Origin of the sequence: Mesorhizobium sp. B2-1-8, assembly GCF_006442545.2 — a bacterium.
Lineage (GTDB): Bacteria > Pseudomonadota > Alphaproteobacteria > Rhizobiales > Rhizobiaceae > Mesorhizobium.
Window position 1 is genome coordinate 1,062,814 of record NZ_CP083952.1, and the last position, 20,371, is coordinate 1,083,184.

General features: G+C 63.3%; 24 protein-coding genes. 19 read left to right on the forward strand and 5 right to left on the reverse strand.

Translation table 11 applies throughout. From position 1 onward, the window contains the following. The first annotated feature begins 204 nt into the window (after positions 1-204). The 8 genes from FJ970_RS05120 (at position 205) to FJ970_RS05155 (ending at position 6,272) form a co-directional block, all read left to right on the forward strand. Positions 205-630, forward strand: a complete 426-nt coding sequence (locus FJ970_RS05120) for a hypothetical protein (RefSeq protein WP_181178764.1) — start codon at positions 205-207, stop codon at positions 628-630. 256 nt (positions 631-886) lie between these two features. Then, entirely contained in the window at positions 887-1,303 is a 417-nt protein-coding gene (gene sdhC, locus FJ970_RS05125; protein ID WP_140763253.1) for a succinate dehydrogenase, cytochrome b556 subunit, read from the forward strand. Then, a complete protein-coding gene (gene sdhD, locus FJ970_RS05130) occupies positions 1,303-1,698 on the forward strand; it encodes a succinate dehydrogenase, hydrophobic membrane anchor protein (protein WP_140763256.1) in 396 nt (131 codons plus the stop codon). The genes sdhC and sdhD overlap by 1 nt, the downstream gene beginning before the upstream one ends. Before the next feature lie 4 nt (positions 1,699-1,702). Beyond that, complete coding sequence (sdhA, locus tag FJ970_RS05135) at positions 1,703-3,538, forward strand: succinate dehydrogenase flavoprotein subunit (RefSeq protein WP_140763259.1); 1,836 nt, start codon at positions 1,703-1,705, stop codon at positions 3,536-3,538. A gap of 2 nt (positions 3,539-3,540) precedes the next feature. Next, on the forward strand, positions 3,541-3,975 hold the full coding sequence (locus FJ970_RS05140; RefSeq protein ID WP_140763262.1) for a DUF3052 domain-containing protein: 435 nt from the start codon (positions 3,541-3,543) through the stop codon (positions 3,973-3,975). Next, positions 3,975-4,754, forward strand: a complete 780-nt coding sequence (locus tag FJ970_RS05145; RefSeq protein WP_140763265.1) for a succinate dehydrogenase iron-sulfur subunit — start codon at positions 3,975-3,977, stop codon at positions 4,752-4,754. Before FJ970_RS05140 ends, FJ970_RS05145 begins: the two co-directional genes overlap by 1 nt. 58 nt (positions 4,755-4,812) lie before the next feature. Beyond that, positions 4,813-5,646: a DNA polymerase beta superfamily protein gene (locus FJ970_RS05150; protein WP_227792032.1), complete on the forward strand. Its 834-nt coding sequence runs from the start codon at positions 4,813-4,815 to the stop codon at positions 5,644-5,646. After that, positions 5,643-6,272, forward strand: a complete 630-nt coding sequence (locus tag FJ970_RS05155; protein WP_140763268.1) for a YceH family protein — start codon at positions 5,643-5,645, stop codon at positions 6,270-6,272. The genes FJ970_RS05150 and FJ970_RS05155 overlap by 4 nt, the downstream gene beginning before the upstream one ends. Positions 6,273-6,423: 151 nt before the next feature. Here FJ970_RS05155 and FJ970_RS05160 read toward each other — a convergent pair whose 3' ends face one another. Beyond that, entirely contained in the window at positions 6,424-6,849 is a 426-nt protein-coding gene (locus FJ970_RS05160) for an OsmC family protein (protein WP_140763274.1), read from the reverse strand. A 217-nt stretch (positions 6,850-7,066) separates the two neighbouring features. On the opposite strand from FJ970_RS05160, the gene FJ970_RS05165 reads away from it, so the two are divergent. The 3 genes from FJ970_RS05165 (at position 7,067) to FJ970_RS05175 (ending at position 8,315) form a co-directional block, all read left to right on the forward strand. Next, on the forward strand, positions 7,067-7,294 hold the full coding sequence (locus tag FJ970_RS05165; RefSeq protein ID WP_140763277.1) for a hypothetical protein: 228 nt from the start codon (positions 7,067-7,069) through the stop codon (positions 7,292-7,294). After that, positions 7,291-7,647: a YciI family protein gene (locus FJ970_RS05170; protein ID WP_140763280.1), complete on the forward strand. Its 357-nt coding sequence runs from the start codon at positions 7,291-7,293 to the stop codon at positions 7,645-7,647. The genes FJ970_RS05165 and FJ970_RS05170 overlap by 4 nt, the downstream gene beginning before the upstream one ends. Positions 7,648-7,784: 137 nt before the next feature. Further along, positions 7,785-8,315: a hypothetical protein gene (locus FJ970_RS05175; RefSeq protein WP_140763283.1), complete on the forward strand. Its 531-nt coding sequence runs from the start codon at positions 7,785-7,787 to the stop codon at positions 8,313-8,315. Positions 8,316-8,329: 14 nt separating this feature from the next. Here FJ970_RS05175 and FJ970_RS05180 read toward each other — a convergent pair whose 3' ends face one another. Next, the gene (locus FJ970_RS05180; RefSeq protein WP_140763286.1) at positions 8,330-9,589 is read right to left on the reverse strand and encodes a ubiquinone biosynthesis hydroxylase; all 1,260 of its coding nucleotides are present in this window, start codon (positions 9,587-9,589) and stop codon (positions 8,330-8,332) included. Positions 9,590-9,688: 99 nt separating this feature from the next. On the opposite strand from FJ970_RS05180, the gene tesB reads away from it, so the two are divergent. From tesB to FJ970_RS05215, 7 genes are all read left to right on the forward strand, one after another. Beyond that, positions 9,689-10,549, forward strand: a complete 861-nt coding sequence (tesB, locus tag FJ970_RS05185) for an acyl-CoA thioesterase II (RefSeq protein WP_140763289.1) — start codon at positions 9,689-9,691, stop codon at positions 10,547-10,549. A 300-nt stretch (positions 10,550-10,849) separates the two neighbouring features. Beyond that, the gene (locus tag FJ970_RS05190) at positions 10,850-11,188 is read left to right on the forward strand and encodes a P-II family nitrogen regulator (RefSeq protein ID WP_127280023.1); all 339 of its coding nucleotides are present in this window, start codon (positions 10,850-10,852) and stop codon (positions 11,186-11,188) included. A gap of 31 nt (positions 11,189-11,219) precedes the next feature. Continuing rightward, entirely contained in the window at positions 11,220-12,575 is a 1,356-nt protein-coding gene (locus FJ970_RS05195) for an ammonium transporter (RefSeq protein ID WP_140763292.1), read from the forward strand. A gap of 395 nt (positions 12,576-12,970) precedes the next feature. Then, positions 12,971-13,246: a hypothetical protein gene (locus tag FJ970_RS05200; RefSeq protein WP_140763295.1), complete on the forward strand. Its 276-nt coding sequence runs from the start codon at positions 12,971-12,973 to the stop codon at positions 13,244-13,246. Between the two features lie 208 nt (positions 13,247-13,454). Further along, the gene (locus FJ970_RS05205; RefSeq protein ID WP_140763297.1) at positions 13,455-16,112 is read left to right on the forward strand and encodes a DNA translocase FtsK; all 2,658 of its coding nucleotides are present in this window, start codon (positions 13,455-13,457) and stop codon (positions 16,110-16,112) included. Positions 16,113-16,246: 134 nt separating this feature from the next. Beyond that, positions 16,247-16,927, forward strand: coding sequence for an outer membrane lipoprotein carrier protein LolA (locus tag FJ970_RS05210; RefSeq protein WP_140763300.1), 681 nt, complete (start codon positions 16,247-16,249; stop codon positions 16,925-16,927). Between the two features lie 73 nt (positions 16,928-17,000). Next, positions 17,001-17,807 (forward strand): exodeoxyribonuclease III, encoded by an 807-nt coding sequence (locus FJ970_RS05215; RefSeq protein WP_140763303.1) that lies wholly within the window; start codon positions 17,001-17,003, stop codon positions 17,805-17,807. A gap of 235 nt (positions 17,808-18,042) precedes the next feature. On the opposite strand, the gene FJ970_RS05220 is transcribed toward FJ970_RS05215, so the two are convergent. Together FJ970_RS05220 and FJ970_RS05225 are read right to left on the reverse strand one after the other, a co-directional pair. After that, on the reverse strand, positions 18,043-18,498 hold the full coding sequence (locus FJ970_RS05220) for a Crp/Fnr family transcriptional regulator (protein WP_140763306.1): 456 nt from the start codon (positions 18,496-18,498) through the stop codon (positions 18,043-18,045). A gap of 121 nt (positions 18,499-18,619) precedes the next feature. Further along, positions 18,620-19,303, reverse strand: a complete 684-nt coding sequence (locus FJ970_RS05225) for a response regulator transcription factor (protein ID WP_027145512.1) — start codon at positions 19,301-19,303, stop codon at positions 18,620-18,622. Between the two features lie 144 nt (positions 19,304-19,447). On the opposite strand from FJ970_RS05225, the gene FJ970_RS05230 reads away from it, so the two are divergent. Next, positions 19,448-19,984 (forward strand): L,D-transpeptidase family protein, encoded by a 537-nt coding sequence (locus tag FJ970_RS05230; RefSeq protein WP_181178765.1) that lies wholly within the window; start codon positions 19,448-19,450, stop codon positions 19,982-19,984. A gap of 108 nt (positions 19,985-20,092) precedes the next feature. On the opposite strand, the gene FJ970_RS05235 is transcribed toward FJ970_RS05230, so the two are convergent. After that, positions 20,093-20,335, reverse strand: coding sequence for a hypothetical protein (locus FJ970_RS05235; RefSeq protein ID WP_140763311.1), 243 nt, complete (start codon positions 20,333-20,335; stop codon positions 20,093-20,095). Between the last annotated feature and the right edge of the window lie 36 nt (positions 20,336-20,371).

The following is a 20,371-nucleotide window of genomic DNA, read 5'->3' on the forward strand; positions in this document are numbered from 1 at the left end:
GCGCCCGATCCGATCCGAATCGGAAATTAACCCTTTCTTAACCTTTGTTAAGGGGAGGGGCGGCTCGATGGCCGTTTCTTAATGAACATGGTTAATTTTGTGGTTCGCCGCCGATGTCCCCAACCGGTCGACATGGCCGGTCGGGGTGAACTTGATCTTGGCGTGCCGCGTGGCTAGCGTGCCTGCGGCATGGGGGCGCAGCACATGATGTTTGGCCGAACGGTTCGGGTGTCGTTCGTTATTTCGCTGCTTCTCGCGGCCGGTGCCTGTGTACCGGAAGACGGCGCTCCCAAGGCCGCGAGCACGGTTACACCCGTGGTGGCGCCTGCCGCTCCCGCCCAGCAACAGCCCGCGCCACCGGCGACCAAGATCACCACGGATCTCACCGCGCCACGCCTCACCACGGGCATGGCCACCTATAGATGTGGCAATGGCGGCATGATCACCATCCAAAATCTCGGCGCGTCGCTGCGGGTGGTCGGGCAGGAAGGCGCCACCGAGGAGTTCGCGGCGTCGCCGGCCAACCAGAGCAGCCGCTACCAGGCGGTCACGCATGACGCAATCGTGATCGACGGACGCGAAGCGCTGGTGATGAAGAGGGGGTCGACGCCGCAGACCTGCACGCGGTGACGCAAATATCGACTCGGCCGAACCCTGGGCCAGACATGCTGCACCGCAGCGATATCGAGCCGGCTTCGGGTGTTCAGCCCCTAATCGATTGAAGCCGCATCCGGCGCTTTAGTCAGACTAAATTACGTTTTCGAAACGGTTTTCTGGCTTTGACGCGGTGCAAAAAGAGCATTAGAAACCGGCTGTCCGAAGTCGCAACCGGAAGCGGCAATGCCGCATTTCCACCTGAGGCGGGAGACGCCGAACTGGGGCAGCCATGAGCAAATCACCAGCCACCCATGCCAAACGCGAACGGCCGCTTTCGCCGCACCTGACGGTCTACCGGCCGCCGATCACCATGACGATGTCGATCATCCATCGCATCACCGGGGGCGCGCTCTATTTCGGCACGCTGTTGGTCGTCGCCTGGCTGATGGCGGCGGCATCCTCGCAGCCGGCTTTCGACTGGGTGAACTGGGCTTTCGGCACGTGGCTCGGCCGACTCATCCTGTTCGGCTACACCTGGGCGCTCATGCATCACATGCTGGGTGGTGTCCGCCATCTGATCTGGGATACCGGCGCCGGCCTTGAAAAACACACGGCCTCGAGGATCGCCTGGGCGACGCTTGCCGGCTCGGTCCTGCTCACGCTCTTGATCTGGATTGCCGGCTACATGGCGCGGGGAGCTTTGTGATGAGTGCGAAAAACACCGACATGCGTACCCCGCTGGCCAAGGTGCGCGGCCTGGGCTCAGCCCGCGAAGGCACCGGGCATTTCTGGCTCCAGCGGTTGACGGCGATCGCCAACATCCCGCTGATCCTGTTTTTCACCGGCTTCCTGATCGCGCTCAACGGCGCCGGCTATGCGCAGGTGCGGGCGGCGCTCGCCAACCCGTTCGTGGCGCTGGTCATGGCCCTGGTGCTCATCTCGCCGCTCTATCATATGCGGATCGGCATGCAGGTGATCATCGAGGACTATGTGCATGGCGAAGGCATGAAGCTTGCGCTGATCGCCCTAAACACATTCTTCACCATAGCGGTCGGCGTCGCTTCGCTCTTCGCCCTGCTGAAACTGGCATTCGGAGGCTGAAGTCTTGGCCCAGGACACGAAATCAGCCAATGCGGCAGGCTACACCTTTGTCGACCACAAATTCGACGTGGTCATCGTCGGTGCCGGGGGCGCTGGCCTGCGCGCCACTCTCGGCATGGCCGAACAGGGGCTGCGCACCGCCTGCATCACCAAAGTGTTCCCGACGCGCTCGCATACGGTCGCCGCGCAAGGCGGCATCGCCGCCTCGCTCTCCAATATGGGTCCGGATTCCTGGCAGTGGCACATGTACGACACCGTCAAGGGATCGGACTGGCTGGGCGATGTCGATGCCATGGAATACATGGTGCGCGAGGCGCCGGCGGCGGTTTACGAACTCGAACATTACGGCGTGCCGTTCTCGCGCACCGAAGAGGGCAAGATCTACCAGCGGCCGTTCGGCGGCCACATGATGAACTATGGCGATGGCCCGCCCGTGCAGCGCACCTGCGCCGCGGCTGACCGCACCGGCCACGCCATTCTGCACACGCTCTACGGCCAGTCGCTGAAGAACAATGCGCAGTTCTTCATCGAGTATTTCGCGCTCGACCTGATCATGGAGCCGGACGGCACCTGTACCGGCGTCGTGGCGTGGAATCTCGATGACGGCACCATACACCGCTTCTCGGCCAAGATGGTGGTGCTGGCGACCGGCGGTTATGGTCGCGCCTATTTCTCCGCCACCTCGGCGCACACCTGCACCGGCGACGGCGGCGGCATGGCCGCACGGGCCGGGCTTCCGCTCCAGGACATGGAGTTCGTGCAGTTCCATCCGACCGGCATTTACGGTGCCGGCTGCCTGATCACCGAGGGCGCGCGCGGCGAGGGTGGCTATCTCGTCAACTCCGAGGGCGAACGCTTCATGGAGCGCTACGCACCGTCGGCCAAGGACCTCGCCTCGCGTGACGTGGTCTCGCGCTGCATGACGCTGGAAATCCGCGAGGGCCGCGGCGTCGGCAAGAACAAGGACCACATCTTCCTGCACCTCGATCATCTCGATCCGGCGGTCTTGCACGAAAGGCTTCCGGGCATTTCGGAGTCGGCAAAAATCTTCGCCGGCGTCGATCTGACCAAGGAGCCGATTCCGGTGCTGCCGACGGTGCACTACAATATGGGCGGCGTGCCGACCAATTACTGGGGCGAGGTGCTCAACCCGACAGCCGAAAATCCGGACCGGGTCTCGCCCGGCCTGATGGCGGTCGGCGAGGCGGGCTGCGCTTCCGTGCACGGCGCCAATCGGCTGGGTTCGAACTCGCTGATCGATCTGGTGGTGTTCGGCCGCGCCGCTGCGATCCGCGCCGGCCAGGTCATCGACCGCAAGGCGGCGATCCCGTCGCCCAACCAGGCTTCGGTCGACAAGATCATGGATCGCTTCGACCGGCTGCGCCACGCCAACGGCTCGACGCCGACGGCGGTTCTGCGCGAAAAGATGCAGAAGGCGATGCAGCAGGACGCGGCGGTGTTCCGTACGCAGGAATCGCTCGAAAACGGGTGCAAGCGCATTTCTGAAATCTGGACCGAGCTCAAGGACGTCAAAGTCTTCGACCGCTCGATGATCTGGAATTCGGACCTGGTCGAGACGCTTGAGCTGGAAAACCTGATGGCCAACGCCATCACCACCGTCCATGGCGCCGAGGCGCGCAAGGAGAGCCGTGGCGCGCATGCGCGGGAAGATTTTTCCGCCCGCGACGACGCCAACTGGCGCAAGCACACGCTCGCCCATCTCGGCGAGGACGGCGCGGTGACGCTGACCTACCGGCCGGTGCACACCGAGCCACTGGTGCCCGAAAAGGACGGCGGCATCAGTCTCGCAAAGATCGCGCCGAAGGCCAGGGTGTACTGACGATGGCGACGGCGGCGGGATATTCCGATACGCCCCTCCCGGCCAAGCTCGGCCTGAAGGACGGTATGATCGCCGCCTTCACCGCGCTGCCAAGGGAACTCGAGAGCCTCACCGAAGCCGTTGATTTTGCCGAGGTCGACCGGTTGGCCGAATGGTCCGGCATTTCGGGCGCAACCCTGAAATACGACGCCGTTCACGCCTTCACCCGGCAGCGCGCCGAGATCGAGGATCGCCTCGGCGCACTCGAGACGGCGATCAAGCGCGACGGCATGGTCTGGGTCTCCTGGCCGAAGAAGGCGTCGAAAGTGCCCACCGACGTCACCGAGGGCATTGTCCGCGCTGAAGCGCTCAAGCTCGACCTTGTCGACGTCAAGGTCGCCGCCGTGAATGAAATCTGGTCCGGGCTGAAGCTCGTCATCCGAAAGGACCTGAGGTAATGGTCGAACTCACCCTCCCCAAGAACTCGAAGATCCAGCAGGGCAAGACCTGGCCGAAGCCGGAGGGTGCCACCCGTCTCAGGGAATACCGCATCTATCGCTGGTCGCCGGACGATGACGAGAATCCGCGCATGGACACCTATTTCGTCGACATGGACGATTGTGGGCCGATGGTGCTAGACGCGCTGCTCTGGATCAAGAACAAGATCGACCCGACGCTGACCTTGCGCCGCTCCTGCCGCGAAGGCATTTGCGGCTCCTGCGCCATGAACATCGACGGTTCGAACACGCTCGCCTGCACCAAGGGCTGCGACGACGTTTCAGGCGCGATCAAGGTCTATCCGTTGCCGCATATGCCCGTGATCAAGGACCTGGTGCCCGACCTCACCAATTTCTACGCCCAGCATGCCTCGATCGAGCCATGGCTGAAGACGGTGTCGCCAACGCCGGCCAAGGAATGGCTGCAGAGCCACGAGGACCGCGAGAAGCTCGACGGGCTCTACGAATGCATCCTGTGCGCCTGCTGCTCGACCTCGTGCCCGAGCTACTGGTGGAACGGCGACCGCTATCTCGGCCCGGCGACGCTGCTGCAGGCCTATCGCTGGCTGATCGACAGCCGCGACGAGGCCAAGGGAGAACGCCTCGACAATCTGGAAGACCCGTTCCGGCTCTATCGCTGCCACACCATCATGAACTGCGCGCAGACCTGTCCCAAGGGGCTGAACCCCGCGAAGGCGATCGCCGAGATCAAGAAAATGATGGTGGAGCGGCGCGTCTGACGGCGATCGTTTTTCTCTTCTGTGCGCCTTCGGCGACACGGCTGCCGAGATCAAGAAGATGATGGTGGAGAACGGTCTGAAGCCGACGTTACCCGCTGATTTCTCCCTGGACGCCGTCGCAGCAATTCGGGCACGACTCGATCTGGTGCGAGCGCAAGGTGTAAGAATCCTGTTCGCCATCGAAAGTGGCAGTCGCGCCTGGGGGTTTCCGTCGCCCGACAGCGACTATGATTGCCGTTTTGTCTATATCAGGCCGATCTCGGATCATCTGGTCCTGCAGCAGCCGCGCGACGTGATCGAATTCCCGATTGAAGGCGAGATCGATGCCGGTGGCTGGGATCTGCGCAAGGCCTTGCTTCTGGCGCTCGGCGGCAATGCGGTCATCGTCGAATGGACGAAGTCGGCTATCGTCTATGAAGAAGTCGCGGGATTTCGCGCGCGCCTTCTCGACCTGCTGGCCGAGATCGTCGATCCGGGAAAGGTATCGCACCACTATCTCGGCCTGGCGCGCTCGCACGTCGCCAAGATCGGCAGTTTTTCCGGCGAAGTGAAGCTGAAGAAGCTGTTCTACCTGATCCGCCCGCTGGTGGCTCTCGACTGGATGGAACAGCGCCGCTTCGCCAGCCTGCCGCCGATGAACCTTGGCGAATGCCTTGACGAGACGGACGTGCCGGCTCCTGCGAGCGAGGAAATCCGTCGCCTGATCGAGCGGAAAAGCCAGACGCGGGAGATGGGGTCCGGTCCCATCCCAATCGCAATCGCACGCTATCTCGAAGCGCGCTATGGTCACCATCACATGAACCTTGCCGCCATGGTCAGGGACGAAGCCCGCCAGGCGCGCACACAGGCACTTGCAATCGATTTTTACCGCCGGGAGGCTGAACTTCAATGAGCGATGACCTTCCCATCCTCTCTCCCGTCGAAGCGCGGGTGCTCGGTTGCCTGATCGAGAAGAAGGAGCTGACGCCGGACGTCTATCCGCTGACGCTCAACGCGGCACTTGCCGCGGCCAACCAGAAGACGGCGCGCGAGCCTGTCATGGCGCTGGAGCAGACGGAGGTGCACCGGGCCCTGAAGCTGCTCGAGCAGAAGGGACTCGTGCGGCAGATGTTCGGCTCGCGCGTGGAGCGCTATGAGCATCAGATGGCGCAGCGCTTCTCGCTGACCACGCCGCAGACCGCGTTGCTCGGCCTGCTCCTGCTGCGCGGACCGCAGACGGCGCATGAACTGCTGGCGCGCGCCGAGCGCTTGGCGCGGTTTGCGTCGATCGAAGACCTGCGCGCAGAACTCGACATGCTGATCGGCCGCCGGCCGCCGCTGGTCCAGGAAATCCCGCGCGGGCCAGGCCAGCGCGAGGACCGCTATGTGCATCTGCTTTCTGGACCTGTGGACGTTGCAGCTCTATCGGCGCAACGGAGTGCGCCGGCTACGCCTGCCTCCGACCTGGAAGCGCGGTTGGACGCGCTGGAACAGGAAGTCGCGGCTCTGCGCGCCCGGCTTGATACGCTGGGCGGTTGAGGCCGGCAATCCGGGACGTCGGCGGGCCAGCGCCTCTCTCTGTCCTGCCGGACATCTCCCCCACGAGGGGGGAGATTGGATGCCACGACCGCTTTCGCCAATGCCAAACGCCGGACCTGGGGCCGGCGTTTGGCATTTCAGGCCACGCTCATCAGCCCAGCCTGGCGTCGAGCGAAACCTTGATCGCGCCGAGCGCCTGGGAGACCGGGCATTCGGCCTTGGCCTTTTCGGCCAATTCCTTGAATTTCGCGGCATCGATGCCGGGCACCTTGCCGACCAGCGTGATCGCGCTGCCGGTGATGCCGGTGCCGGGAACCAGCGTCACAACGGCCTTGGCGTCGAGCTCGGCTGCGGGGGTGCCGTTCTCGGCCAGGAAATGCGAGAGCTGCATGGCGTAGCAGCCGGCATGGGCAGCAGCGATCAGTTCTTCCGGATTGGTTCCGGATTTGCCGCTTTCGTCCTCGAAGCGCGCCTTGAACGAATAGGGCGTACCGTTCAGGGTTCCGCTCTGCGTGTCGAGCGTGCCCTTGCCCTCTTTCAGATTGCCTTTCCAGACGGCGTTTGCGGTGCGGTCCATGGAGTCCTCCTGGGTTGTCGTGAACTTGTCCTGGGTGAGCCAGCGTCAGGCCAACTATAGCGCGAGTGGGCGCGAAGACCACCGCGCTGTTTGGACCACCGCACGATGACGGCCTCTTTCTCTTCCGGGAAAAAATAAGCCTGCAAAAATGTCGGCTTCCATCCGGTCCGGCCGTCCTGCGGGCGGCCACGGGTTTTGTGGTCGGATGGAGGTTCACATGGACAATCTGTTTTTCGTGCTGTGGAAGAGGCCGGGCCGTAGGCTGGAGCGACAGGAAGACTTCTGGCTGGACCCGCCGGCGTCCGGCTTCGGCAGGTTGCTGGCGGCGGTTGCCATCATCGCGGTCGCGGCATGCCTTCTCGACCATGCGGCGGCGGTCGCGGGCAAGGCTGACACGGTTGTCGCCGCATCCTATGGTTTGTCACAGGAAGGGAGCTTGAAATGAAATACGTCTGCCTGGTCTATGGTGAGGAAAAAGATCTTTACGCGCTGACCTCCGAGGGTGCCGCCAAGCTCGACGCGGATTCGCTGGCCTATGACAGGTCATTGGATCAGCAAGGCAAGCTGATCATCGCGCAGGCGCTGGAATCGGTGAAAACCTCGAAAACCGTCCGCAGACGCAAGGGCAAGAGACTTGTCACCGACGGCCCGTTCGCCGAAACCAAGGAGCAGTTGCTCGGTTTCGTCATGATCGAAGCGAAGGATCTCGACGAGGCGCTGGACATCGCCGGCGAGATTCCGCTGGCCGAAATCGGCGCCATTGAGGTGCGCGCGATCTACAAAGTGCCGGGGTCATAATTCCCTGTCATACGTTGCGGTCCCTTGGAAACCGAGGGCGGTCGAGCGAGCGTCCCCGTTTGCCGGGCTCAATTCTTGCGTGTTGAAGCGAGCCACGAGTTCTCCTATCGTCGCCCAGGACTTTGGGGGATCTGGACATGCCTTTCCTGATTGCTGTCCTTGGCGTGCTCGGAGCGGCGGCGTTGTGGTGGTATCGGATGAAGGCCATGAACGACGCCGCGCGCGAGGTCGCCGACGTCGTCGGGCGCGTGCAAGGCAACATCAGGCGAAAGAAGCTGCGCAAGCAGGCCGCACAGTCGCCGCTGACCGCGATCGACGATCCGGTGGTGGCCGCCGCGACGCTGATCACCGCGATGGTTTCGGAAGGTGGCCCGGTTCTGCCGCGGCGTGAGGCCGTCATTCGGGAGGTGATTTCGCAGATCGCGGACGGCCAGAAGAAGACCGACGAGGCGGTTGTCTATGCCAAGTGGGCTGCCTCGCAGATAGATGACACCACCATCGTCATCGACAAGTTGGCGCCCTTCTTGCGCGAACGTCTCGACCCGAACGAACGGGACGATCTGCTGCAGATGCTGAACCGGGTGGCCCAGAGCGGAGAGCAGCGCCTGAAGATTGCGGATCAGCGCATGCTACGACTGCGCCAGAAGCTCGGCTTCGAGGTCAACTAATCCGCGACGGGCGATCAGATCGCCTCGCCCTTCAGCAGTCGCGGCGTGCCGGCCGAAAGCCCCGACGCCTGGCGGATGAAGAACTCCTTCAGCCGTGGCATGCGTTCGACGAGGCCGAGGCCGATGTCGCGGACGGTGCGCAGCGGGGTGATGTCGTTGGAAAACAGCCGGTTCAGCACATCGGTCGTGATGCCCATCTGCACCGTGTCGAAACGGCGCCATTGCTGGTAGCGCTCCAGCACGTCGAGCGCGCCGATGTCCTGGCCGAGCCGGTCGGCCTCGACGATCACCTCGGCAAGTGCGGCCACATCCTTGAAGCCGAGATTGAGGCCTTGGCCGGCGATCGGATGGATGCCATGGGCGGCATCGCCGGCAAGCGCGATGCGCGGTGCGACGAAGGCGCGCGCGATGGTCAGGCCGAGCGGCCAGGCGCGCGGCTTGTCGGCAACGCGAATCTCGCCGAGCTTCAGGCCAAAACGCTGTTCGAGTTCATGTTCGAAGACGAGATCGTCGCCTTCCACGAGCGTTTTCGCATCTTCCGCCCGTTCGACCCAGACGATCGACGAGCGGTTGGTACCGTCCTCGTCGGGTTTCAGCGGCAGCGTGGCGAAGGGGCCGGCGGGAAGGAAATGTTCTTCGGCGCGGCCATTGTGCGGACGTTCATGCGCCACGGTGCAGACGATGCCGGACTGGCCGTATTCCCATTTGACCGTCTTGATGCCGGCCATGTCGCGCAGTTTCGAATTGACACCGTCGGCGGCAACCAGCAGCCGCGCTGTCAACGTGGCGCCGTCGGCAAGATGCACCGTGATGCCGGCGCCATTGGTCTCAAAACCTTGCACCGCCACCCCTTCGATGATGTCGATGCCGAGCTTTTCGGCCTTGGCCCGCAGGGCGCCGTTCAACGCCCTGTTGGCGACCATATGCGCGAAGGGTTCGCCCGGCGCCACTTCGCCGCCGAAGGTCAGGAAGACCGGGCGCACCGGATCGGCGCTGCGTGAATCGGTGATGATCATCTCGGTGATCGCCTGCGCCCGCGGCGCGATCTCGGCCCAGACGCCGAGCTGGTCGAGCATGCGGCAGGCGGCCGCGGCGATGGCCGAGGCGCGGCCATCCCTTTGCCAGGAACCGGCGGGCGCCGCGTCGACCAGCGCCACGGTGAGGCCCGGGCGGGCCTGCTTCAGCGAGACCGCGGCGGCCAGCCCGACATAGCCGGCGCCGGCGACGAGGACATCGAGCCCGGCTCTGGTCTTGGCGTCCGCCTTGCGTTCCATTGTCCTGGCTCCTTGCGCGCCCACCGGGGCCTGCGCCCTTGACGGCTCGTTCTTCCTGTCGGAAACCGCCATAGCAATTTTGCGGCGGGGTCACAAAACATGACGGCGGCGATCGACGAGCTTCTGCGCATTCTCGACCTCGAGAGGCTGGAACACAATCTGTATCGTGGTCGCAGCCCCCAGGTGGAGTGGCAGCGCGTGTTCGGCGGCCAGACCATCGCCCAGGCGCTGGTGGCTGCGCAGCGAACGGTGGAGCCGGACCGTTTCGTGCATTCGCTGCACGGCTATTTCATGCGCCCGGGCGACATCAAGGTGCCGATCATCTACGAGGTCGACCGCATCCGAGACGGCGGCTCCTTCACCACGCGGCGCGTGCTGGCGATCCAGCACGGACAGGCGATCTTTTCGCTGGAGGCTTCGTTCCAGGTCGACGAGAAGGGGCTCGAGCACCAGTTCGCGCTCCCCGACGACGTGCCGCCGCCGGAAGGGCTGAAGACGCAGCGCGAGCTGCTCGAAACGGCCGACCGGGTGCCGGAGGCGGTGCGCCGCTTCTGGGCCCGCGAACGGCCGCTGGAACTGCGGCCCGTCAATCTCCAGCACTATGAGAGCCGCGACAAGCTGCCGCCCCGGCAGAATGTCTGGATCCGCCTTGCCGGCCCCGTTCCCGACGATCGCGCGCTGCAGTCGGTGCTGCTCGCCTATCTCTCCGACATGACGCTGCTCGACACCTCGACCTTCGCGCATGGGCGCGGCCTGTTCGATCCAGACATCCAGGCCGCCAGCCTCGACCATTCGATGTGGTTCCACCGGCCGCATCCGCTCGACGGCTGGCTGCTCTATGCGCAGGACAGTCCCTCGACTTCGGGATCGCGCGGCTTCAGCCGCGGCACGCTCTATGCCCGTGACGGCACGTTGATCGCCTCGATGGCACAGGAAGGCCTCATCCGGCTCAAGCGTTGAGCATCGCGAGTCTTGTTTGAGCAAGATTCTTTCCGAAAGCCGGTTCCATATTTTGTGGTCATGCTCAAAGCCGGCAAAGTAGGCAATTTCGTAAAAATGCCTATTTTTTGAGCACATGGTGCGGCGCAGACGCAGGCACCTGTCGGCGCTGGTCGCTTCATTCCCTTTGTTTACAATAGGTTAACACCCTGCTTCGGCACTTGGCACGGAGCTTGAATCATTGGGGGCACTCTCCGGGCTCTTTGGGATCGGTGAAGGTGTGCAAACGCGGGGGACCGCAACAGCAAAGGGTGAAACCTTATGAAAATCGTGATGGCAATCATCAAGCCGTTCAAGCTGGACGAGGTGCGCGAGGCGCTCACCGCCGTCGGCATCCAGGGCCTGACCGTCACCGAAGTCAAAGGCTACGGGCGTCAGAAGGGACATACGGAAATCTATCGCGGGGCGGAATACGCGGTCTCCTTCCTGCCGAAGATCAAGATCGAAGTCGCGGTCGCGGCGGACATGGTCGACAAGGCCGTCGAAGCCATCACCGCCGCGGCCAAGACCGGCCAGATCGGCGACGGCAAGATCTTCGTCTTCGGCATCGACCAGGCGGTGCGCATCCGTACCGGCGAAACAGACACCGACGCGCTCTGAGCGGCGAACACGTATTCCAATGGAGAGTTCAATGAATATTCCTTCCACCTTGAAGACGACGGGAAGGGCGGCCCTTCTGGGCTCGCTCGCTCTCGCAGCATTGGGCAGCGTCGCCGCCTTCGCGCAGGAAGCCGCACCCGCTGCCGCGGCTGCCGCGCCGGCTGCCACTCCGGCCCCGGTGCTCGACACCGGCAACACCGCCTGGATGCTGACCTCGACGGCGCTGGTGCTGATGATGACCATCCCGGGCCTGGCGCTGTTCTACGGCGGCATGGTGCGCAAGAAGAACGTGCTCGCCACCATCATGCAGAGCTTCGCCATCACCTGCCTGGTGACGGTGCTGTGGTTCATGTTCGGCTATTCGCTGGCCTTCTCCGACGGCGGTGGCATGAATGCCTATCTCGGCGGCGCCTCGAAATTCTTCCACCACGGCATCACCACTGCCAGCCTGTGGTTGCCGGGTGTGGCCAACATCCCTGAATTCGTCTTCTCTATGTTCCAGATGACCTTCGCCATCATCACGCCGGCGCTGATTGCCGGCGCCTTCGCCGAACGCTTCAAGTTCTCGGCACTGCTGATCTTCATGGCGCTGTGGCTGCTGATCGTCTACGTGCCGATCGCGCATTGGGTCTGGGGTGGCGGCTTCCTCGGTACGGCCGGCGTTCTCGACTTCGCCGGCGGCACGGTCGTCCACATCAATGCCGGTGTCGCGGGCCTCGTCTGCGCGCTGGTGCTTGGCAAGCGCGAAGGCTACGGCACCACCAACATGGCGCCACACAACCTTGTCTATTCGGTCATCGGCGCATCGCTGCTGTGGGTCGGCTGGTTCGGCTTCAACGCCGGTTCGGAACTGGCGGCCGACGGCCTTGCCGGTGCCGCCATGCTCAACACCCAGGTTGCCACAGCCGCCGCGGCACTGGCCTGGATGTTCGCCGAATGGATCATCGCCAAGAAGCCTTCCGTGCTCGGCATCATCTCGGGCGCCGTCGCCGGCCTCGTCGCGGTGACACCGGCTTCCGGTTTCGTCAACCCGACCGGAGCCTTCATCGTCGGCATCGTCGCCGGCGTCGTCTGCTACCTCTCGGCGGTCAAGGTCAAGCACATGTTCGGCTATGACGACTCGCTCGATGCCTTCGGCGTGCATGGCGTCGGCGGCGTGGTCGGCGCCCTGCTGACCGGCGTGCTTGCCGACCCGGCGATCAATAGCCTCTCGTCGGGCGCTTCGCTCGGCAAGCAGATCTACGGTGTCGCCGTCACCATTGTTTGGACGGCGGTTGCCACCTTCGTCATCCTCTATGTCGTCAAGGCGCTGGTCGGCCTGCGTCCGTCGACCCAGGAAGAGGTCGAAGGCCTCGACATCTCCCAGCATGGCGAAGTGGTGCCGTAAGGCATCCTTGCCAATGGGGCCGGCGGAACCCTCCTCCCGCCAGCCCCATATCTCCCACGCAATTCCGGACGGAAAACCGCCAAAGCGCTTTTCCTGGAATTGCTTGATTTCTTTGTTCTTGCGCAATTCCGGACGAAAAACCGCCAAAAGCACTTTTCCTGGAATTGCTTTGAAAAGCATCCCGTCGTGACGTCCTCCAAAGGGCCTCACGCCTTGAGGCCCGGATCGCTCCGGGCCTCTTTTTTTGGAAATTCGTTCTGGTGAAGATCAACTTCGCGCAATCACGTTCGCGTGAAAAAAATTCTCGAGGAAACATCGACCGCCCTGTCTCCGAACTGTGGAGGCGACCGTCGGTCTGACGCTCGCGTTTTTGAACACAGGGAAGGAATTTTCACATGAACCTCAAGAATATCTGCCTCGGGGCACTCGCGCTTTCCATGGTCAGCGGCTTTGCATTTGCCGGCGCATTGGACGAGCCGGACAACATGGCGCCGTTCTTCACCGATTCCAGCATGAAAACCATGAAGCCGATGGCGGAATTCAAGGCTGCCTTCATGGCCATGCCGAAGGAGAAGCAGGACGCCATGATGAAGGAATGCCAGGACGCGGCGATGAGCAAGCCGCACGCCGAGTTCTGCGCCAATGTGAAGATGCTCGGCGGCAGCAAGTAACACGCTGCCCGACCCAACGAATGGATGGCGGGCCAGGGCGCCCGCCATTTTCATGTGGTGCAAGCACTGGCAGGTCTCGACGTCAAAAGGACGGTCGCCGGCAGCCTTATAGTTAATGCGCCCTTAACCTTCCCACGCCTAGTCTGGCATCCGAATCTGCCGGAGTGCGTCATGCGCTCGGGCCAGGCAATCACTTACGGGGAAGAGCATGCGTTCAGGGGCTTCAGCACCGCTCGCGCTGACCGATACGGGGCACGGCATCCAGGCATTCGCGCGGCGCCAGGTCGGCCGTCTGGTCGGCGCCGGCCTGTTAGCGTTCACCGCCTTCGCCGTCGCAAGCCTCGCGACCTGGAACGTCGCCGACCCGAGCTTCTCGCACGCAACCGCCAACATCGTCACCAACGCCATGGGTTATGCCGGCGCGGTCTTCTCCGACCTCGCCATGCAGTTCTTCGGCCTTGCCGCGGTCGCCGCGCTGGTTCCGGCCGTCATCTGGGGCTATCTCCTGTTTTCGGCGCGGGGCGTCGACAGGCTGCCCAAGCGCGGGCTGTTCTGGTTCGGTTTCGCGCTGCTCGCAGCCGCGATCGCGGGCTGCATCGTTCCGCCCAAGACCTGGCCGCTGCCCACCGGCCTCGGCGGCGTCTTCGGCGACATGGTGCTCAAGATTCCCGGCGTCCTCATCGGCGGCTATCCGACCGGGCTGATTGCCAGCGTGCTCGCCATATTGCTGGCGGCACCCGCGCTCTGGCTGTTCGCCTATGGCGCGGCTCTGATCGGACGCAAGAACGGCTTCGCCGTGATGGAAGAACCGGCCGCCGCGGACCCGCGCGAGGACGAGCTCCTGTTCGACAATGACGAGGACGAGGGCGACGAGGGCATGCTGGCGCTCGGCGCAATTACACATTGGTGGCTTTCGTTCCGCGCCTGGATGCATCGCCGCGCGGTGCGCCGCAGGCAGGAGCGCGACGAGTTCGAACCGGAGATGGAGCCGCGCGCCAGCGCCTGGCGCCGTGCCGCCGAACGGGTCGAGTCGGCCGAGTTCGCCGAATCCCGCATGAGCCAGGACGGCCGCGCCCGTGTCGAACCGGAATTCTTCGCCGCCATGGTCAACGACCGCGGTGTTTCCGTCGATCCGGCCGACGACGATGTCTTCGGCCGTGACGACGATGACATGGATTTCGACGACGAGCCGGTCGCGCAGCGGCGTGCCCCCGGGGCCAAGGTCCAGCAGTTCCGCTCCGATGCCGCCACCCGGGTCGAGGCGCCGGCGGCGCGACCCGTGCCGGGCGCCCGCGTCCAGCGCGAGGCGCAGACCTCGCTGATCGGCTCGGACACGTTCGAAATGCCGTCGCTGCATTTCCTATCCGAACCGAAGAACGTGGCGCGCGACCCAAGTCTCTCGAAGGACGCGCTGGAACAGAACGCGCGCCTGCTCGAAGGCGTGCTGGAGGATTTCGGGGTCAAGGGCGAGATCATTGCTGTTCGCCCGGGTCCGGTCGTCACCCTTTACGAGCTCGAACCCGCGCCGGGCATCAAGTCGTCGCGCGTCATCGGCCTGTCCGACGACATCGCGCGCTCGATGAGCGCGATTGCCTGCCGCGTCGCCGTCGTACCCGGCCGCAACGCCATCGGCATCGAACTGCCCAATGCCAAGCGCGAGACGGTTTATCTCAGAGAGATCATGGCCAGCCGCGATTTCGAGACGACCAAGGCCAAGCTGGCGCTGGCGCTGGGCAAGACCATCAATGGCGAGGCCGTCATCGTCGACATCGCCAAGATGCCGCACGTGCTGGTCGCCGGCACCACCGGTTCGGGCAAGTCGGTCGCCATCAACACCATGATCCTGTCGCTGCTCTACCGGCTGACGCCGCAGGAATGCCGGCTGATCATGATCGACCCGAAAATGCTCGAACTTTCCGTCTATGACGGCATTCCGCATCTCTTGACGCCGGTCGTGACCGACCCGAAGAAGGCGGTGGTGGCGCTGAAATGGACCGTGCGCGAGATGGAGGACCGCTACCGCAAGATGTCCAAGGTCGGCGTGCGCAACATCGACGGTTTCAACGCGCGCGTGCAACAGGCCGAGAAGAAGGGCGAAAAGATCTCGCGCACCGTGCAGACCGGCTTCGACCGCCAGACCGGCGAGGCGATCTACGAGACCGAGAATCTCGATCTCGAGCCGATGCCCTATATCGTCGTCATCATCGACGAAATGGCCGACCTGATGATGGTCGCCGGCAAGGACATCGAAGGCGCCGTCCAGCGCCTGGCGCAGATGGCGCGTGCCGCCGGCATCCATGTCATCATGGCGACGCAACGTCCTTCGGTCGACGTCATCACCGGCACCATCAAGGCCAATTTCCCGACCCGCATCTCCTTCCAGGTGACGTCCAAGATCGACAGCCGCACCATTTTGGGCGAGCAGGGCGCCGAGCAGCTGCTCGGCATGGGCGACATGCTCTACATGGCCGGCGGCGGCCGCATCCAGCGCGTGCACGGGCCGTTCGTCTCCGACGACGAGGTCGAGAAGATCGTCGGGCACCTGAAGCTGCAGGGCGTGCCGGAATATCTCGACGCCATTACCGAGGATGACGGCGAGGACGACGACGAGCCGTCCGGCAAGGGCGGTTCCGGTGGCGGAGGCGGTGGCAATTTCGAGGATTCCGACGATCCCTACGACCAGGCGGTCTCAGTGGTGCTGCGCGATGGCAAGGCCTCGACCAGCTACATCCAGCGGCGTCTGGGCATCGGCTATAACAGGGCCGCCTCGATCATCGAGAAGATGGAAAAGGAAGGCATTGTCGGCCCGGCCAACCATGCCGGAAAACGCGAAATCCTGGTACCGACCGAAGACGACAAATTCTGACGGATGGGGAGTTGCGGCAACTTTGAACCTTCTGGCGCGTTCAACCGGCTGAGCAGCCATCGCCTCGCCAAACTTCAGCCCAACTGGGGGTTCACGACAGCGACCAAATCAGGAATCAGACGAGAGTCACCGATATGAAAAACGATCTTTCAGCACTCAGCGATCTTGCCCCGACCCGCCGCCAGTTGCTTGGCCTCGGCCTGGTGTTCGCGGGTGCCGCCGCGCTCAACGTGGTGCCCGGATTCGAGCTGCTGGCCTCGGCGCAGGCGGCCGTGCCTGCGGCGGCGCAAAAGATCGCCGACCATTTCTCAGCGGTCAAATCGATGAGCGGCGAATTCGTCCAGTTCGGCCCCAAGGGCGAGCAGACCGGCGGCAAATTCTTCCTGGAACGGCCAGGCAAGATCCGCTTCAACTACGACGGGGCTTCGGATTTCCGGGTGATTTCCGACGGCAGGTCGGTTGTCATCCTCAACAAGAAGCTGAACACGTCGGACCTCTATCCGCTGTCGAAGACGCCGCTGAAGCTGCTGCTCGACGACCGGATCGACCTCTCCGGCGACCGCGTCAAGAGTGTCAAGGAAGAAGACGACCTCACCACCATCCAGCTCTCCGACAAGTCGGTTTTCGGCAATGCGCGAATCACCATGATGTTCGACCCGAAAACCTATGATCTGCGGCAGTGGACGATTACCGACGCGCAGGGCAAGGACACGACGGTGATGATCTTCAACACCAAGGAAGGGGTCAGTTTCGCGCCCGACACCTTCGCGATCGACTATACGGCCAACCGCGAACTGAACACCAAGACACGGTAGTCTTCGTCGCCTCGCTTGTTTTTCCGGCGTGTGGCTGGCAGTAGTTCGGCGATCTGTCGCCGGACCTTGCCGCATGCCCTTTTCCATCGCCACCTGGAACATCAACTCCGTGCGTTTGCGCATGCCGATCATCGAACGCCTGCTCGATGAGTACGCGCCCGATGTGCTCTGCCTGCAGGAAACCAAGGTCCCGGACGAGCTCTTCCCCGAAAAAGCCTTTCGCAAGGCCGGCTATCAATACATCGCCTTCCATGGCCAGAAGGGCTATCACGGCGTGGCGACGGTGGCGCGGCGGCCGATCGAGGTGGTCGAGAAGCGCCGCTTCTGCGATATCGAGGACAGCCGGCATCTGTCGGTGACGGTGCGGGCCGGCGGCAAGGCGATCCTGCTGCACAATTTCTACGTTCCGGCGGGCGGCGACGAGCCGGATCCCGACATCAACAGGAAGTTCAGACACAAGCTCGATTTCGTCGCCGAGATGAACGCCATCCGGGCCGAGCATGGCGAGGTGTCGGCCTCGGTGCTGGTCGGAGACCTCAACATCGCGCCGCTGGAGCATGACGTCTGGTCGCACAAGCAATTGCTCAACGTGGTCAGCCACACGCCGGTCGAGACCGAGAACTTCGAGGCGATGCGGCTGGCCGGCGGCTGGGTCGACCTGATGCGGCTCAACGTGCCATCGGAACAGAAGCTCTACACCTGGTGGAGCTATCGGGCGCAGGATTGGGAGGCGTCCAATCGTGGCCGGCGGCTCGACCATGTCTGGTCGTCGCCAAACCTGGTGCCTGATTTTGCCGGCTACGAAATCCTGAGGGCGGCGCGCGGGTGGGACCGGCCGTCGGACCATGTGCCGGTGATCGCCAGGTTCGATCTGGATTAACAGATTCGTCGATAGAAAGGCGTTCTGTCGCGATCCTTCGCGCCCCCCTCTGTCCTGCCGGACATCTCCCCCACAAGGGGGGAGATTGGATGTTTCGAAGCTTTCGCCAATCGCTGATGTTGCAAGATCGAGCGGAGCGCCAAGGCCGCTGATCTCCCCCCTTGTGGGGGAGATGTCCGGCAGGACAGAGGGGGCGCTGTCCCGCCAAGCTTCGAGTTCTATCGCGGCAAAGGCTTCACCCCGAAAACCGCGGGGCCAGTTCCTCGATGCGGCGGATCATTTCGTGGAATTCCTCGGAGATGCGCTGGTGCAGTTTCACCGCCAGTTCCGGATACTCCTCCAGGATGCGCCGGAACATCTTGCGGCTCAGCCTTATCACTTCCGAGTCGATTTCGGCCGAGGCGCTGGTCAGCCGGTTGGTGTCGGCGATCAGCGCCAGTTCGCTGAGCATCGTGCCGGGGCCGACTTTGCCGATCGGGACGCGCTCGCCATTCTGCTCGCGATAGAGCACGATACGCCCGCTGACCACGACATAGGCCGAGTCGGCCACGTCGTCCTCGCGATAAAGCTTGTGGTCCGCCTGCACGAGAGTGGTCTCGGCGCCGAAGGCGAGCAGGCGCAACTGTTCCTGCGTGAAGCCCTCGAAAAGCCTCACGGCGGACAGGATGCGGATGTCGTCATCCAGCGCCATCTAGCTGTGTCCCCGAACGGTCAGTCCAATCCCTCCTCTGCGGTACGGCCCTGAATCCCCCTCCAACAGGATCGTACCCGAAAGCGGCCCCGTCCAGACCGCTCATTGGATAGTGAAATGTTTAAGGAACCAGCTTGTAGCCGCCGCTTTCTGTCACAAGAATTTCAGCATTGGAAGGATCGCGCTCGATCTTCTGGCGTAGACGGTAGACATGGGTTTCCAGTGTGTGCGTGGTGACGCCGGAATTGTATCCCCACACTTCCTCCAGCAGCACGTCACGCGTCACCACCTTCTGGTCGGCGCGATAGAGATATTTGATGATCGAGGCCTCCTTTTCCGTCAGCCGCACCTTGCCGCCGCGCGGGTCGATGAGCAGTTTCTGGCTGGGCTTGAAGGTGTAGGGGCCAACCGAGAAGGTCGCGTCCTCGCTCTGCTCATGCTGGCGCAGTTGCGCCCGGATGCGGGCAAGCAGCACCGCGAAGCGGAACGGCTTGGTCACATAATCGTTGGCGCCGGCCTCGAGACCCAGAATCGTGTCCGAATCGGTGTCGTGGCCGGTCAGCATGATGATGGGCGCCTTGTAGCCGCCCTTGCGCAGGATCTTCACCGCTTCCCGGCCGTCCATGTCGGGCAAGCCGACATCCATGATGAGCAGGTCGATGAGCCCGCCGCGCGCCGCCGTGACGCCTTTTGCCGCAGTGGATTCCTGCAGCACGTCGAATTCCTCGTAGAGGGACAGTTGCTCGACCAGTGTGCCGCGCAGGTCGTCATCGTCGTCGACGATCAGGATGGTGCGTGAAGTCATGGATCAATCCGTTGTTTTGAAAAGTGAATTCAGTTGACCGCTGCGTATTTATGCGGAAGCTTGCCGGCACAATAGCCGATCACAGTGATTTGTTCCGTGGCACGATCATACAAGAAAAAACGCGATCGCAATGCAGCCGGCGCAATTTTGGCAAAACAGCTGCGCGTGCTGATCGTGCGGACGAGACCCGGCCACCCAAGCCAGGGCTTATTGCAGGCCGGCAAAACGGTGTTTGCATGCGCGCTGGGACGCGGCGGCATCTCGTCCGGCAAGCGCGAAGGCGACGGCGCCACGCCGCTCGCTTCGATGCGCATCCTGGCGGGGTACTTTCGCGGGGATCAGTTTGCCGAAGGCCGCAGGACGCGGCTGGCGATGGCGCCGATCGGGCCGGATCTCGGCTGGTGCGAGGTATCTGACGACCGCAACTACAACAGGCCGGTCAAGATACCCTATGGCGCCAGCCATGAACGCATGCGGCGCGACGACAGGCTCTATGACGCCTGCCTGGTACTCGACTGGAATATCGCGCCGCGCCGCCGCGGGCGTGGCAGCGCCATCTTCTTCCACCTGGCGCGTCCCGGCTTCACGCCGACGGAAGGCTGCGTGGCGGTCACCGCGCGCACGATGGCGCGGCTCTTGCCGCTGCTGTCGGACCGGACGGTGGTGAGGGTGGTGAGATAGGGGAATAGGGGAATAGGGGAATAGGGGAATAGGGGAATAGGGGAAGGCTTCAGTAGCAGACACGTTCAGGCTGCATCACCAATCCTACTCCCCTACTCCCCTACTCCCCTATGCCTTCCTGTTCCGCTGCCAGCCGATGTCGAGAAGGCCCAGCCGGCCGGTCTCGCGGTCCATGGCGCGGGCGATGTCCTTGCGGCGGGCGCCGATGTCGCGCAACTGGCGATCGGACAGGTCCTCGACGTTCTGGTGGCCAAGATTGACCGCGACCCTGGCCTGCCGCAGCCAGTCACGAACAGCCGACAGCCAGCTCGGCCGGGCGATATATGCAGGGTGGAGAACGATGTGAGACATGATGTGATCCGTATTCTCCGGACATCAAATCCGGTT

Excerpts from the sequence above, each read along its gene's own strand:
- FJ970_RS05205 (WP_140763297.1), top strand. The coding sequence starts at position 13,455 with ATGCGTTCAGGGGCTTCAGCACCGCTCGCGCTGACCGATACGGGGCAC.
- FJ970_RS05190 (WP_127280023.1), top strand. The coding sequence starts at position 10,850 with ATGAAAATCGTGATGGCAATCATCAAGCCGTTCAAGCTGGACGAGGTG.
- FJ970_RS05160 (WP_140763274.1), bottom strand. The coding sequence starts at position 6,849 with ATGGACCGCACCGCAAACGCCGTCTGGAAAGGCAATCTGAAAGAGGGC.
- FJ970_RS05210 (WP_140763300.1), top strand. The coding sequence starts at position 16,247 with ATGAAAAACGATCTTTCAGCACTCAGCGATCTTGCCCCGACCCGCCGC.
- FJ970_RS05195 (WP_140763292.1), top strand. The coding sequence starts at position 11,220 with ATGAATATTCCTTCCACCTTGAAGACGACGGGAAGGGCGGCCCTTCTG.
- FJ970_RS05215 (WP_140763303.1), top strand. The coding sequence starts at position 17,001 with ATGCCCTTTTCCATCGCCACCTGGAACATCAACTCCGTGCGTTTGCGC.
- sdhC (WP_140763253.1), top strand. The coding sequence starts at position 887 with ATGAGCAAATCACCAGCCACCCATGCCAAACGCGAACGGCCGCTTTCG.
- FJ970_RS05180 (WP_140763286.1), bottom strand. The coding sequence starts at position 9,589 with ATGGAACGCAAGGCGGACGCCAAGACCAGAGCCGGGCTCGATGTCCTC.
- tesB (WP_140763289.1), top strand. The coding sequence starts at position 9,689 with ATGACGGCGGCGATCGACGAGCTTCTGCGCATTCTCGACCTCGAGAGG.
- FJ970_RS05140 (WP_140763262.1), top strand. The coding sequence starts at position 3,541 with ATGGCGACGGCGGCGGGATATTCCGATACGCCCCTCCCGGCCAAGCTC.
- FJ970_RS05175 (WP_140763283.1), top strand. The coding sequence starts at position 7,785 with ATGCCTTTCCTGATTGCTGTCCTTGGCGTGCTCGGAGCGGCGGCGTTG.
- sdhD (WP_140763256.1), top strand. The coding sequence starts at position 1,303 with ATGAGTGCGAAAAACACCGACATGCGTACCCCGCTGGCCAAGGTGCGC.
- FJ970_RS05155 (WP_140763268.1), top strand. The coding sequence starts at position 5,643 with ATGAGCGATGACCTTCCCATCCTCTCTCCCGTCGAAGCGCGGGTGCTC.
- FJ970_RS05145 (WP_140763265.1), top strand. The coding sequence starts at position 3,975 with ATGGTCGAACTCACCCTCCCCAAGAACTCGAAGATCCAGCAGGGCAAG.
- FJ970_RS05220 (WP_140763306.1), bottom strand. The coding sequence starts at position 18,498 with ATGGCGCTGGATGACGACATCCGCATCCTGTCCGCCGTGAGGCTTTTC.
- FJ970_RS05225 (WP_027145512.1), bottom strand. The coding sequence starts at position 19,303 with ATGACTTCACGCACCATCCTGATCGTCGACGACGATGACGACCTGCGC.
- FJ970_RS05200 (WP_140763295.1), top strand. The coding sequence starts at position 12,971 with ATGAACCTCAAGAATATCTGCCTCGGGGCACTCGCGCTTTCCATGGTC.
- FJ970_RS05235 (WP_140763311.1), bottom strand. The coding sequence starts at position 20,335 with ATGTCTCACATCGTTCTCCACCCTGCATATATCGCCCGGCCGAGCTGG.
- FJ970_RS05120 (WP_181178764.1), top strand. The coding sequence starts at position 205 with ATGATGTTTGGCCGAACGGTTCGGGTGTCGTTCGTTATTTCGCTGCTT.
- FJ970_RS05170 (WP_140763280.1), top strand. The coding sequence starts at position 7,291 with ATGAAATACGTCTGCCTGGTCTATGGTGAGGAAAAAGATCTTTACGCG.
- FJ970_RS05165 (WP_140763277.1), top strand. The coding sequence starts at position 7,067 with ATGGACAATCTGTTTTTCGTGCTGTGGAAGAGGCCGGGCCGTAGGCTG.
- FJ970_RS05150 (WP_227792032.1), top strand. The coding sequence starts at position 4,813 with ATGATGGTGGAGAACGGTCTGAAGCCGACGTTACCCGCTGATTTCTCC.